The sequence below is a fragment of the Methylobacterium sp. GC_Met_2 genome (assembly GCF_026540795.1).
GTDB lineage: Bacteria > Pseudomonadota > Alphaproteobacteria > Rhizobiales > Beijerinckiaceae > Methylobacterium.
This window is the reverse complement of record NZ_JALNUM010000063.1, coordinates 1-11,417: the sequence shown is the minus strand read 5'-3', so window position 1 is coordinate 11,417 and position 11,417 is coordinate 1. Positions and strand designations below refer to the sequence as shown.

General features: G+C 69.1%; 13 protein-coding genes. All 13 read right to left on the bottom strand.

Translation table 11 applies throughout. The annotated features are described in order from the left end of the window. Positions 1–21: 21 nt before the first annotated feature. Positions 22–351 (bottom strand): phage tail assembly protein, encoded by a 330-nt coding sequence (locus tag OXS49_RS20120; protein WP_267426348.1) that lies wholly within the window; start codon positions 349–351, stop codon positions 22–24. A gap of 8 nt (positions 352–359) precedes the next feature. Next, positions 360–719, bottom strand: a complete 360-nt coding sequence (locus tag OXS49_RS20115) for a phage tail tube protein (RefSeq protein ID WP_267426347.1) — start codon at positions 717–719, stop codon at positions 360–362. Between the two features lie 68 nt (positions 720–787). Then, positions 788–2,314: a phage tail sheath C-terminal domain-containing protein gene (locus tag OXS49_RS20110; protein ID WP_267426346.1), complete on the bottom strand. Its 1,527-nt coding sequence runs from the start codon at positions 2,312–2,314 to the stop codon at positions 788–790. 6 nt (positions 2,315–2,320) lie between these two features. After that, a complete protein-coding gene (locus OXS49_RS20105; RefSeq protein WP_267426345.1) occupies positions 2,321–2,584 on the bottom strand; it encodes a hypothetical protein in 264 nt (87 codons plus the stop codon). Positions 2,585–2,621: 37 nt separating this feature from the next. After that, positions 2,622–3,212 (bottom strand): hypothetical protein, encoded by a 591-nt coding sequence (locus OXS49_RS20100; RefSeq protein WP_267426343.1) that lies wholly within the window; start codon positions 3,210–3,212, stop codon positions 2,622–2,624. Continuing rightward, positions 3,212–3,565: a hypothetical protein gene (locus OXS49_RS20095; RefSeq protein WP_267426341.1), complete on the bottom strand. Its 354-nt coding sequence runs from the start codon at positions 3,563–3,565 to the stop codon at positions 3,212–3,214. Before OXS49_RS20095 ends, OXS49_RS20100 begins: the two co-directional genes overlap by 1 nt. Then, positions 3,562–3,786, bottom strand: a complete 225-nt coding sequence (locus tag OXS49_RS20090; RefSeq protein ID WP_267426339.1) for a hypothetical protein — start codon at positions 3,784–3,786, stop codon at positions 3,562–3,564. The genes OXS49_RS20095 and OXS49_RS20090 overlap by 4 nt, the downstream gene beginning before the upstream one ends. A gap of 65 nt (positions 3,787–3,851) precedes the next feature. Continuing rightward, positions 3,852–4,190, bottom strand: coding sequence for a DUF2190 family protein (locus tag OXS49_RS20085; protein ID WP_267426338.1), 339 nt, complete (start codon positions 4,188–4,190; stop codon positions 3,852–3,854). An 80-nt stretch (positions 4,191–4,270) separates the two neighbouring features. Then, on the bottom strand, positions 4,271–6,832 hold the full coding sequence (locus OXS49_RS20080; protein ID WP_267426337.1) for an HK97 family phage prohead protease: 2,562 nt from the start codon (positions 6,830–6,832) through the stop codon (positions 4,271–4,273). 10 nt (positions 6,833–6,842) lie between these two features. Continuing rightward, the gene (locus tag OXS49_RS20075) at positions 6,843–8,441 is read right to left on the bottom strand and encodes a phage portal protein (protein ID WP_267426335.1); all 1,599 of its coding nucleotides are present in this window, start codon (positions 8,439–8,441) and stop codon (positions 6,843–6,845) included. Between the two features lie 12 nt (positions 8,442–8,453). Next, a complete protein-coding gene (locus tag OXS49_RS20070) occupies positions 8,454–8,696 on the bottom strand; it encodes a hypothetical protein (protein ID WP_243925096.1) in 243 nt (80 codons plus the stop codon). Then, the gene (locus OXS49_RS20065; protein WP_346016963.1) at positions 8,696–10,639 is read right to left on the bottom strand and encodes a terminase gpA endonuclease subunit; all 1,944 of its coding nucleotides are present in this window, start codon (positions 10,637–10,639) and stop codon (positions 8,696–8,698) included. Before OXS49_RS20065 ends, OXS49_RS20070 begins: the two co-directional genes overlap by 1 nt. A 142-nt stretch (positions 10,640–10,781) precedes the next feature. Then, on the bottom strand, positions 10,782–11,381 hold the full coding sequence (locus OXS49_RS20060) for a hypothetical protein (protein ID WP_267426332.1): 600 nt from the start codon (positions 11,379–11,381) through the stop codon (positions 10,782–10,784). Between the last annotated feature and the right edge of the window lie 36 nt (positions 11,382–11,417).

The window sequence follows — 11,417 nt, the reverse complement described above, 5'->3', positions numbered from 1 at the left end:
GCCAGGCGTGGAACGCCAGCCCTAGGCGGACGGCGTCGTCGACGGCATCGGCGGCTGGGCCGCCAGGTTGAAAAAACCCGTGAGCACCGTCCCGAGCTGGAGCATGTCACGGCCTGCGCAGGTCTTGAGCGTGGACATCGGGACGCCGGCCAGCTTGCACACGAGCGGCCAGAACTGCCGGGAACTCAGGCCCTCCAGAAGCCCGAACTCCAGCACGTCGTCGCCGCTGGGCTCCTGGAGGACCAGGACCTTGATGTCGTCGCCGTGGGCCTTCACGACCTTGGTGAGCGGGAACTCATAGGGGAAGTCGAGGTCGCGATGATCGCGCTTCGCAGTTTCAACGTCGCTCATCGCTGCCCTCAAAGTTCGTCGCAGGAGGTGCCCATCCAGTTCACCGCGACTTTACCGGCCGCGGTGTCGATCTCGTGCGCGGACTCGGTCCAGGCGCCGGACAGCACGTAGGCCTTGCCGTTGGCGAGCTCGGCGGTGACAGTCACATCGGTCATGGCGTCGAGCTCGGCGATGGTGAGCCCGGCAGTAGTCGAGAGGTCGCCCTTGATGAACGGCACGCGCGGCGTCTCGATGTAGCCGTGCACGCCGTCCTGTCCGGCCACGCCCTCGCGCTTCACACTCGACGGTGAGACGGTGAACGATCCGCGCAGGTCGTACTGCTTGCCGCCCGCCTTCAGGTAGGCGGTGCCGGCGATCCTCTGACCCATGACGGGGCCTCCAAAGAAAAACCCGCCACTGGGGGCGGGTCAGGTTGCGGTCAGGGTGAGCGGGCCGATCAGGTGCCGGAGGCGCTGAGCGGGAATTGGAGGCGGAACTGCGCCTTGATGTTGAGCCGGCGCAGCTGGTTCACGAGATCGGGCGGATCCAGGATCTCCATCGTGTTCGCTTCGGTGTTCGAGCGCGCGACCGACAGGTTGGCGATGTACAGCGCCGCGTTCTCGACGAGACCGTCCGCCTCCATGTCCCGGTACTCCGAGACAAGCTCGGCCTTGATCATCAGCGGCGTGACGATCGGCTTGCCGGCGCCGAACCTCGTCCCGTCGTTGGCGAGCGCGCACCGCGGGTACTTGTTGGTGATCGCCTGCCTCAGGCGCGTGTAGCGCTCGTCCAGCGTGGCCAGCGTGGTCACCAGCTCGTAGGCGTTGTCGGCCTGGCCGGAGCTGTTCTTCTGGTAGTTCGTCTGCTCGCGCAGGATGATCGGCTGACCCGTGGAGCCGCCGTAGACGTCGGTCCCCTGGATCGCGATGCCGACCTGGGCGAGCGAGTTCAGCTGCGCCTTGTTCCAGCGGTAGTCCGCCGGCGCCGGCAGCACTCCGATCAGCGGCAGCGTCTGGAGGGGCTGGGCCGCGTAGGCGTTGATCGAGAAGGCCGCGGCCGCGGCGTAGGCGGCGGTCCACTCCCAGCCCGGGGACGGCGACTGCAGCTCGAACCCCATCGTGGAGATCAGCGCCGAGTTGTTCGACTGCCCCCACAGGAAGGTATCGGCGTAGGTGCCGCGGCGCGCCGAGAAGATCTGGCCGTAGCTCTGGCGGTACGGGCCCCAGCGCCCGCTGTCGGTGAAGCCGTATTCCTGGTCCCACACCGCGTAGGAGCCGGAGTCGTGGAACGGTAGGCCGACGAACTTGAACGGGCGGTCAAGCAGCGCCGCGATCGCGTTGGTGAAGTCCGGTGTACCCGTGCCGCCGGCGAGCAGGTTGCTGGTCGGATAGGTCAGCGCGAGGCCCGCCGGCAGCTGCTCGCCGCCATAGGTGCCGCGGTAGCTGTCGAGCACCGTCACGCTGTTGCCGGTCAGGCCCTTCCACTTGCACGTCAGGCTGACGACCGCGCCGGCGACGGAGGCAGTGACCGGAAGATCCGGGGTCGCCTGGATCGCGGCGGCGATCTTGGCGGCCACGGTGGCGGTCGTGTCGGCCGAGACGATCGACACCGGCACGAGCTGGCCGGCGATGTAGAGCGCGAGCGTGCCCGCGACCGACGGCGCGTTGGCGACCGTGATGGTGCCCGTGGCGGCGACGCCAGCGGCGGGCTCCGGGATCGGCAGGCAGATGATCGGCACGCTGGTGACGCCCTTGAAGGCCGTCTTGAACATGCGCGCGAGCATGGAGCCTGGGCCGAACTGGGCGTCGGCGTCGTTGTTCGTGCCGCAGGCGATGCCGACGTTCGGCTTTGCGGTGCCGGCCGCGGTCGGGTGCCCGACGAGCAGCATCCACTTCGGCGAGACCGGCGTGCCGGCCTGCGAGGGATCCATCTGAACGTTGGGGCCCGGGAGCTTGTAGTTGTCCGGGATCGTGGTGATGCCCATCGCGGCTTAGCCCTGATGCTCGGTGGCGGCGGGAGCGCCGACGGGCGCGGTGGAGGTGTTGGGGGCGGCATCGGTCCCGACGGGCGCGCCGCTGTCGTGGAGGTCCTCGAGGAGGCGGATGGCACCGTCCCGGGCGAGCGCGAACGTGAACTGGTCGGCCGGCCAGACCGCGGTGCCGTCGGCCTCGAAGCCAGTCTGCGACGGGAAGTGCTTGAGAGCGCGGAAGCACTCCTCAGTCGCCTCGACGGCGACCGTGGTTTCACCGGCCATGGCGGGATCCTCGGGGGTAGGAGCGGCGCGGGCCGGCTCAGGTCGTGGGGATGTCGATCGTCAGGTCGATCGCGGGCGTACCCGGGCCGGCGCCGGCGGGGCGGGCGGTGATCACGACGTGCTCCAGCACGTCGTCGAGGTCCGGATCGTAGGAGGTGCGGAACACGAAAGTCATCTCGACCCGCCCCTCGGCGAAGTACGAGGCACCCTCCTGCGGGAAGAGGCGGCCGCGGCGGACCTTGGTCACCGCCTCGAACAGCGGGTAGCGGTCCGGGTCGCAAACGTCCTTCGACGGGTCGACCCCACGCACGAAGGTCGGGTCCTGCAGGAGCCGCTTGCGGATGCCGTTGGTGGCCTTGTCGAGTTGCTCGTCGAGGTCCTCGGGCGAGGAATATCCGACGCAGTACGAGATCCCGATCGTGACCTCGTTCATGAAACGCGGCTGGCCCTGGTTGGCCTCGTCCTCTGGGCTCTCCATCTCGTCAGCGATTACGACAAGAAGGGCGGGAAGCTCTTCTTCCTGGAGCTGCGGCCGAACCTGACGGCGGAAGCCGTTGACCGGCAGCCAGTCCTGCCCCGTGAGGCGCTCGATGATCGCTTCGCGGATCTGGGTGGCTTCAGACGGCATCAGGCGCCCTTCGGCTTCTTCTTGAGGGTGAGCGTCGCCCCGCCCTGACCGTCCGGATCGACGTCGTCGATCCAGAGCGTGCCCTCGTCCGGGTAGGAGCCGGCGGCGGGCACGCGGATCTGCATCTGCGGGACGGGCGGGACCGGCCACTCAGATAGACGGATGCCGAGGGTGATCGTGGTCGTGTTCAGGCTCTCGTTCGGCCCCAACGCCACGTCGACGTTGCGCACCGACCAGACGCCCGAGGCGGCGAACGATGGCTTGGCCGGAAGCGAGCCCGGCGGCGTCACCGTCACCGGGCGCCCGAACGTAGCGATGCCAGGCCCGAGCGCGAGCGCGGCGAAGTCGATCACGCGGCGGCCTGCGGCTTCGGCTTGGCATCGACCTTGAGATTGGCCGGAACCGCATCGTCGACGCCTGCCTCGAACCGGCGGATCACCTGCTCCTGGATCCGGGCTTCGGTCCAGGCGTCGTAGGTCCAGACGCTGCCGTCCGCCGCGAGCGCGCCGTCGACGGGGTGCACGAGGCCGACGTGCTCTTCGGCGGTCGGCAGGACCTTGATGGAAACGCTCATGGCTGGCTCCAGCGTGGGACGAGACGTCCGAGACGCGCCCGATGAGATCACCGGGCGCCCATGCCTCAGGACGGGGTCTGGCCGAGCAGCACCGGGCCGATCGAGGACGGGTTGGCGGCGACATCGGCCGCGTAGCCCACCGGCAGGAGCGCGCCGGAGTTCACGTTGGTGACGACGCTGTTGGCGGCGTCCCAGTACAGGGTGTCACCCTGCGCCCAGGCCTGCGCGTTGGTCTTCGGCAGGCTGAAGATGCCCTTGCGCCAGAGCGCGAAGGTCTCACCGACCAGGCGGGTCGATCCGCAGACGCCGAAGATCTTGCCGATGACGAGGGGCTGGCCGCTGACGACGCCGGCCGCCGGCGCCACGACGTTGAGCGCGTCGCCGTTCTGGAGATAATTCTTCATGGGATGGGTTCCGGAAGCTCGGGGAGCGGAGCGGCCGGCGCTCGGAGGGCGAGGCCGGCCGCGAGTTCGGCGGGGTGCGATTACTGCGGCAGCGCGCCCGGGTTCTTGTAGGCGCCGCGGAAGTCGATCGCGCCGCACGCGAAGTCGTGCTCCAGAGAGATCTGGACGCCCTGCGTGCCGAAGGGCTCGTAGGTCTTCACCCGCGGGCCGTTCGAGCCGTTCAAGAAGCCGTGCACGAAGCACGGGACCTGGGCCGGGTCGGACATCAGGTACCAGCTGTTGTCGGTGATGTTGGCGTCCGACACCGACTGCAGCTTGCCCGAGAACGGGTTCACCGAGGTAGTCAGCTGGGGCGAGATGGTGGCGACCAGCTGGTCGGCCGACGTCTCCTGGTTCGGGCCGGTCAGGATGATCCGGGGCGGCACGTTCAGGAGGAAGCCGGAGAGCGATTTCATCCCGCGCAGCGCCGCGCGACCGGCGCCGACGGTCGGCACCGAGATCACGCCCGCGGTGGCTGCGAGGTTGTTGTGCTTGGCGTGCCAGACCGCGGTCCCGTCCTGGATCAGGGTCGGGTTCGCGTTGAACATGTTGAAGAAGGTGACGTTCTCGAACAGCCGGACCGCGTCGCCGGACGAGCCGAGGATCTGGTCGATGGCGCCGAGCTCGTCGTTGACGATCATCTGCCGCGAGATCGGGAAGATGACGCCGTAGGGTACGAGGGAGATGTTCTCCCCGCTGTCGGCCGAAGTGCCCGCCTTGAGCTCACCGGTCTGGGTGACCGGCTGCAGCATCGGGAACTCGCCCGCGCGGATCATCGGGTGCGGGCGGAAGTCGTTGAACTGCCGCTCGATCGAGATCCGCTTGTAGGTCGGCTCGGCCAGCTCGTAGCGGGCGAGCAGGCTCTTGTTGAGCACGTTCTGGAAGATCGCCGGGAAGTCCGAGGTGGACTGGAAGGCACGCTCGACGATGTCGATGGCCTGCCGGGCGGTGCGGATGTTGCCGCGGTGGCCGACGCACTCGGCGGCGATCTCGACGAAGCCCATGCCGGCGTACTGCTCGGCACGCTCGGAGTGCTTCTCGACCCACTTCTTGTCGGCCTTGCGCTTGGGCGCATAGTCGATGCCGTCCGAGCCGCGCGCGGCGAGCGTCCGGGTGACCAGCGCCAGCGTCATGGCGTCGGCGCGACCCTCGCGCTCGTCGCGGCCGAACTGGATGCGGCCGGTGTCCGAACCCTTGTGGGAACCCCTCACGGCGGTCTCCTTGCTCTTCTCGGCGAGCTTGTCGAAGGCGATCTTGCGGAAGGCCGCGGCGCTCAGGCCCCGGGTGATGGCGTCGACCACGTTGAGGGTCACGCCCTGGCCGCGCGCCTGCTCGGCGATCGCAGCGAGTTCGGCGGCATGCGCCTGAGTGAAGGCCGGCTTGGCCGCGCGCTTGCCCTTGGTCAAAGCTGCGCGGGCAACACTGCGGCCCCGCGGCGCGGCCCGGGTGTCGTCGTCCTCCATCTCGCCGTCGCGCTCGGCCTTCACCGGCTCGTCGCTCGGCTCGCCGTCGGCGTCCACGAAGTTGCCCTCAGCATCGACGTAGAAACCGTCCTCGTTCACGTCCGGCTCGGAGCGCTCGGCCTTCACCGGCTCGTCGACCGGGTTTCCATCGGCATCCACGAAGTCGCCGTCGACATCGACGTAGTAGCCGTCCTCGTTGACGCTGACCTCGACGCGCTCGGCCTTGACCGGCTCGTCGACCGGGGCGCCGGACGCATCCACGAAATTGCCGTCGGCATCGACGTAGTAGCCGTCCTCGTTCACGGACGGCTCGGCGCGGACCTGCCGCTTGCCGGCGGCGTTCTTGCCGGGCGCGGTCTTGCCGGGGGTGTGCTTGGCCATGCGCTTGTCCTCTCTGGGTTCGGGCCAAGCCCGCTCGTGCGGTCCGGTGGAGCCGTACCGGTAGGTGATCGAGGCATCGCCCCGGGTGATGGTGATCTCCTTCGCGCCGCGGCCCATCGGGCTGGCGCGCAGGTCGGGACCCGTGTTCGGATCGGCGGTGCCCTCGTGGGCGCGCACCATCGCGGCGGGATCGGCGGGGACGGAGACGAGCGAGGCTTCGAGCAGCTCCCAGCGGGTCGCCGTGAAGGTCAGGCCGTCGTCGACGTCGAGGATCTGCTTCTCGGGGTCGATCACGGTGCCGTCGGCGTCGGTGATCTCCCAGCCGTCGACGCGGTAGCCGATCGAGATACCCTTGATCTCGCCGCGGGCGACCATGCCCTCGGCGGTCTTGCCGGCCTCGGTGGCGGCGAACTTCGCCCGACCGAGGATGCGGCCTTCGGCGAACCACACGTCGACGATCCGCCCCAGCACCGAGCCGAGGCCGTAGCTGTTGTGGCTGTCGAGGAACGGGATGCCGGAGGACGCCAGCCGATCGACGCAGACCGCGGCCTCGTCGGTCGACAGGCGCTCGGTGCCGTACCAGCGCACGACGTCCGAGCCTTCGGAGAGGATCAGCTCGATCGTGTGCTCGTTGGCGTCGTAGCTCGCCGGCGCGACCTCCAGGAACCGGCGCCCGCGGGTGCCGAGCGCCTTGAGGTCGATCGGGCGCGCGGAGCCGCCCGCGGCAGCGGCGCGCTGCTCGGTCTTCGAGGTTGCCATGGGGGATCCGTCAGTTGGAGGCGGACGCCGTGATCGGCTCGCCGAAATCGTCCTTCAGGGGCTTCGGCTTGCCGCCGGTCGGATCACCGCCAGCCCCATCGCCATCGACGGCCTGCAGCTTGCCGGACTGGTCGGTGCGGCGCGCGTCGATATCGTAGGCGAGCCCCAGGCGGTCGGCGCGCTTGTAGAAGGCGGCTGTCATGTCCTGGACCTTGCGCCAGTTGTTGCCGAAGCTGGCGACGTATTCCTGCGGGCTGATCCGGCCCGTGCGGGCCGCCTTGATGTCCGCCTCGATGTCGTCGTTCGGGTTGATCGGCTCCCAGGCCGGCGTCATCCACTGCGCCCGGTAGGGCTCGGCGCGGGCCGGGAGCAGGCCTGCCAGCACCGCGCGGGACACGAAGCGGTCCCAGGTCCTGTTGCAGACCTGAGGGATCACGACGTGGTTCTGCAGCTGCTCGGTCAGGCGCCGGAACTCGACCTTGCCCGCCCGGAGGCTGGAGAAGTTCGCGCCGCGCAGGTCGCCCGAGACCTGGTCGTACGTGCAGCCCACACCAGCGGCCATGGCCTGCAGGTTGAACAGCAGGATCGGCTCGACCTGCGTCGTGCCGGTCGGCGCGGCGAACTTGATGTCCTGACCTGAGCGCAGCTCCTTGAGCATGCCGGGTTCGAGCGAGGTCAGCTGCGCGTCCGGGTTCGCCCCGTCGCGGCCGGCGAGGCCAGGGCGGGCCGGGTCGAACATGTCGACGCCCGCGTCGTCGTTGTTGGTGACGAAGCCCGAGAAGCAGGCCTCGACCCGCGCCTTGACGTTGACCGCGTCCATGAAGTCGGCGAGCTCGCGCGACGTCATCAGGATCGGCGCGAACCAGGAGACGCCCCGGACCTGTCCGGGGCGCAGCTCCTTGAACAGGTGGATCAGCTCGTCCTGCGGCACGAAGGCGGAGACGCCCGGCCGCATGGCCGCGGTGTTGATCTCGCCCGGATGGTTGGGGTTGAGCCACAGACCGACACGGCGGTCGTACTCCCCAAGGCCGACGCCGAGCCGGGTGTGCTCCAGGCCCTCGGCGCCGGCCTGGCCATCGTTGCCGTAGATCCCGTCCCGCCACTGATCGATGAAGTCGCTCTCCAGCAGCTGCAGCTGCAGGGGCACGCGCCGCGGATCGACCAGAGGCTGATCGATGAAGCGGACGACGCTCTCGCCGGACTCGATCATGCCGCGCACGGACAGCGCCTGCATGCCGTAGAAGCCCATGCGACCGGTGACGTCAGCCTGGCCCTCCCAATCGTCCCAGAGGTCCTCCAAGCGGCGGTCGAGCACGTCCGAGCCCGTATCCGGTATCGGGGTGATGCCCGTACCCACCACGTGCGAGGTGATGATGTCGAGCATGCGCGCCGCGTAGGGCGTGTTGCGCGCGAGATCCCGGGCGCGCGATCGCAGCGGGCGCAGCGCTCCCTGGATTTCGGCGTTGGCCGAGGTGTTCAGCGCCTTGAACGAAGACGCGCGCCGGCCGACGCTGGCACCCTCGTAGATGCGCAGCGCGTGGCGGGCGCGGGCCCGGGACAGCGCCGCGCGCGGCGCCACCCAGCCGATCGCGCGGTCGAGGGCATTCATCGTGGCGATCCGCTACCAGCCGGAACGGAGGCAGCCGTCGGCTGAGATCCCGCCCGGGAAGCCGCGGTCGTGCGCCACGAGGATCGTCGCGGATTTCTGCGGGTCGAGGCCGAGCGCGCGCCGGATGATGGAGCGCACGCGCAGCATCTCGTCGAGCGAGCGATAGGTAGCCGTCTTGCCCTCGTAGGAGACCGACGTGACGCCGGCGGCGATGCCGGCCTCGATCGCGTCGAGCTGCGCTTGGCTAAAGGCCATCAGTCTCTCCGGCTCATCCAGCCACCGGGCCGGCCTTGGTTGATGAAGCCCGAGTGCTGCGGGCGGGCGTAGGCAGGTGCGGGCGGCGGTGGCGGTAGCGGTGGCGGGGCTGGCAGTGCCGGAACCGGGGCGGCCGCGGCGATCTCCGGGCCCGGTTCGTGCGAACCCGGCGCGGCGCCTCCATCCTCCGGAGCGATCGCTGCGGGCTCGGGCTCAGTCGCGGCGCCGTCGGCTTCCTCGCGCTCCGGCATGCGCCCGAGCGCCACGTACTTTCCGCTGGAAGCCTGCAGGCCGCACATTGCGACGTAGGCATAGACGAAGCACACGCCGGCCTCGTGGGCGGCCTTCGGCTTGTCCCACTCGGTGTAGCCGAGCCGCTGGTGCACCACGAGCTTCTCGCGGGTCAGCTGCTCGAAGTACTCGGCGTCGATCGGGCGTGAGCCCTTCGCCGGCACCGCCGGGAAGTGGACGTAGCGCGGGCCCGGCTCGACGAGCGCGAGCGACCCATAGGCGAAGTCGCGGGCGGCGTTGCCGCCGATCATGTACCAGGACGAGCCGAGCTTCGTGGAGGGAAGCCGCGGCCACACCTTGGTGCGGGCGCCGCGCGCTTCGGACTTGCCCTTGATCGCCCAGACTTTGCGGCGGCGGCGCTCGGTGCAGAACGCGTAGGTTTCTGATGTGTGGTGACCGCCCGAGTCGATGGCGGCCGCGCTGATCCGCATTTCGGACCCGTCGCTGCGCTTGAACCCGCGCAGTAGCAGCCGGTCGAGGTTGCGCCAGACCTCCGGTTGAGCCGGGTCGCCGGGCAGGACGAACTGCCCGATGAGCGCGCATTCGAGACCTGCACCCCAGCCCCAGACACCGCCCTCGATGCGCGCATTGGCGCCGGACTGGACGTCGCCGCCTAACGTGAGGGTCCGAACCCAATCGGGTACCTCGGCGCCGTAGGCCTCGCGTCGTTCCAGGAACGCGTCGGGCTTGATTTCCTGACCGAAGGTCTGCCGGTGCGGTCGGCCAAGGCGCAGGTTGTTGAATGGCTGAACGAGGTTCGCTGGATCCTCCAGCGCTTCCAGCCACTCCTGCACGATCACGGGCCAGGCCGCATTCGCGTTGAGCGACATGCCGGTCCAGAGGTGGAAGCCGGCGTGCCCGGGCGTCTTCGGCGTCGCCGTCGCCCGCCATTCGCCGCGAGCGTCCATCCAGGCCTTGCGACCCTCGTCGATGATGCAGCCGCAGGTGCCCTGGTACCAGACGGACTTGAGTGTGCCGTCCTCGTGCAAATCCCACTTCAGACCGTGCGATGTCTTCTTGCCGCCCCAGTCCAGATACTGCCAGCCAGCAAGTTCTCCGGCGTGCTCCGAGCATTGCGGACAGGGCACGAAGTAGCGCCGCTGGTCCGATACCAGCCACAGCTTCCAGACCCGGCTCGTCGCCTCCAGAAGCGGCGTCGAGCCCCGTACCATCTTCCTGTTGTAGAAGGTCTCGCCGCGGGTCCAGAACAGCTTGAGCTTGTCGCCCTGCGTCTTAGCGCCGGGCGTCCAGCCGTCGCCATCGATCTCATCGGCGAACATGAACCGGGCCGAGTAGCGCCGGAACGCGTCGTCCGAGGCCGCACCGACGACGCGCACCAGCGCGCCGTTCGACATCTGGTAGAAGGTCGCCGAGTCCTGCTTCTCGCCCTTGCGGACGGGCCGCAGCATGCGGGCCAGCACCGGGGTCTCGCGCAGCATCGGCGCGATCTCGGTGGCGCCGAACTCTTCCGCGTCATCCTCGACCGGCTGCGCGACCGCGCAGAGCGTCGGGTCCTGATGCAGGTGGTACCCGATCGCCAGCGTGGCGAGGCGGGTGTAGCCGACCCGGGCGGCCTTCAGCACGGTCACCAGCGGCAGGGTCGGATCGCACATCGCGTCGATGAGGCCGCGCTGGTACCCGTAGAGAGTCACCGGCCCGCTCTCAGCGCCCGTGCTCTTGGGGATCCGCCCGAACTCTTCCGCCCACTGCGAACCGGAGAGCTTCGGCTTCCGGGGTACGTCTGCAGCAACACAGCGGAAAGCTCGCCGGAGCGGAGCTCGACCGAGCCCGTACTCACTTCGACGATGCTGGCCCAGTCTCTCCGACGCCGTCATTCTTGATCTCACCGGTTCCGGGCCAGCGACTCGCGAGTTCGGCGTCCGAGGCTTTGAAGCTGCGGGTCAGCTCCAAGTGGACCATGTCCTCGATCTCGGCGGCGCTGGTCATCGTGGCCGCACGCGCGGCGACCTTCGATGCCATGTTCGAGAGACCGGTCTTCAGGACCTGGCAGAAGCTGGCGATGTCCGCCTCGGCGTCGGCTCGCGCGACAACTGTGCCGAGCGCCTCGTCCGCCGAGATCTCCGCCGTGATCGCGTTGGCGACCGCACGGCGGCGGTCGGCCTCTTCCTTGGCGATCTGGCCGGCCTCACCCTGGTAGCCCGCGACGGCGTTCTGCACGGCGCGGGACATGCGCCACTCGACGACCTCGGAGAGGGAGAGCTCCCACTCGACGCCGCGATCGCGTTCCGCGCGCTGGATGACGGGACAGCCGTCGTCGATCCACTTGGAGACCGTGTTGCGGTGGACGTCGAGCAGCGCCGCGATCCGCATCAGGCTGAAGGGCCCGCGCAGGCTTTCGGCCCCGCCGCCGGAGGGGGGTGCTGATGCTGCCATCGATTTCAAAAATTCTCAGAGGGTGAACCAGTGGGG

What these genes read in the sequence shown, in the direction of transcription:
- OXS49_RS20120 (WP_267426348.1), bottom strand. Translation starts at nt 351, where the DNA reads ATGAGCGACGTTGAAACTGCGAAGCGCGATCATCGCGACCTCGACTTC.
- OXS49_RS20105 (WP_267426345.1), bottom strand. Translation starts at nt 2,584, where the DNA reads ATGGCCGGTGAAACCACGGTCGCCGTCGAGGCGACTGAGGAGTGCTTC.
- OXS49_RS20080 (WP_267426337.1), bottom strand. Translation starts at nt 6,832, where the DNA reads ATGGCAACCTCGAAGACCGAGCAGCGCGCCGCTGCCGCGGGCGGCTCC.
- OXS49_RS20085 (WP_267426338.1), bottom strand. Translation starts at nt 4,190, where the DNA reads ATGAAGAATTATCTCCAGAACGGCGACGCGCTCAACGTCGTGGCGCCG.
- OXS49_RS20060 (WP_267426332.1), bottom strand. Translation starts at nt 11,381, where the DNA reads ATGGCAGCATCAGCACCCCCCTCCGGCGGCGGGGCCGAAAGCCTGCGC.
- OXS49_RS20115 (WP_267426347.1), bottom strand. Translation starts at nt 719, where the DNA reads ATGGGTCAGAGGATCGCCGGCACCGCCTACCTGAAGGCGGGCGGCAAG.
- OXS49_RS20100 (WP_267426343.1), bottom strand. Translation starts at nt 3,212, where the DNA reads ATGCCGTCTGAAGCCACCCAGATCCGCGAAGCGATCATCGAGCGCCTC.
- OXS49_RS20090 (WP_267426339.1), bottom strand. Translation starts at nt 3,786, where the DNA reads ATGAGCGTTTCCATCAAGGTCCTGCCGACCGCCGAAGAGCACGTCGGC.
- OXS49_RS20110 (WP_267426346.1), bottom strand. Translation starts at nt 2,314, where the DNA reads ATGGGCATCACCACGATCCCGGACAACTACAAGCTCCCGGGCCCCAAC.
- OXS49_RS20075 (WP_267426335.1), bottom strand. Translation starts at nt 8,441, where the DNA reads ATGAATGCCCTCGACCGCGCGATCGGCTGGGTGGCGCCGCGCGCGGCG.
- OXS49_RS20070 (WP_243925096.1), bottom strand. Translation starts at nt 8,696, where the DNA reads ATGGCCTTTAGCCAAGCGCAGCTCGACGCGATCGAGGCCGGCATCGCC.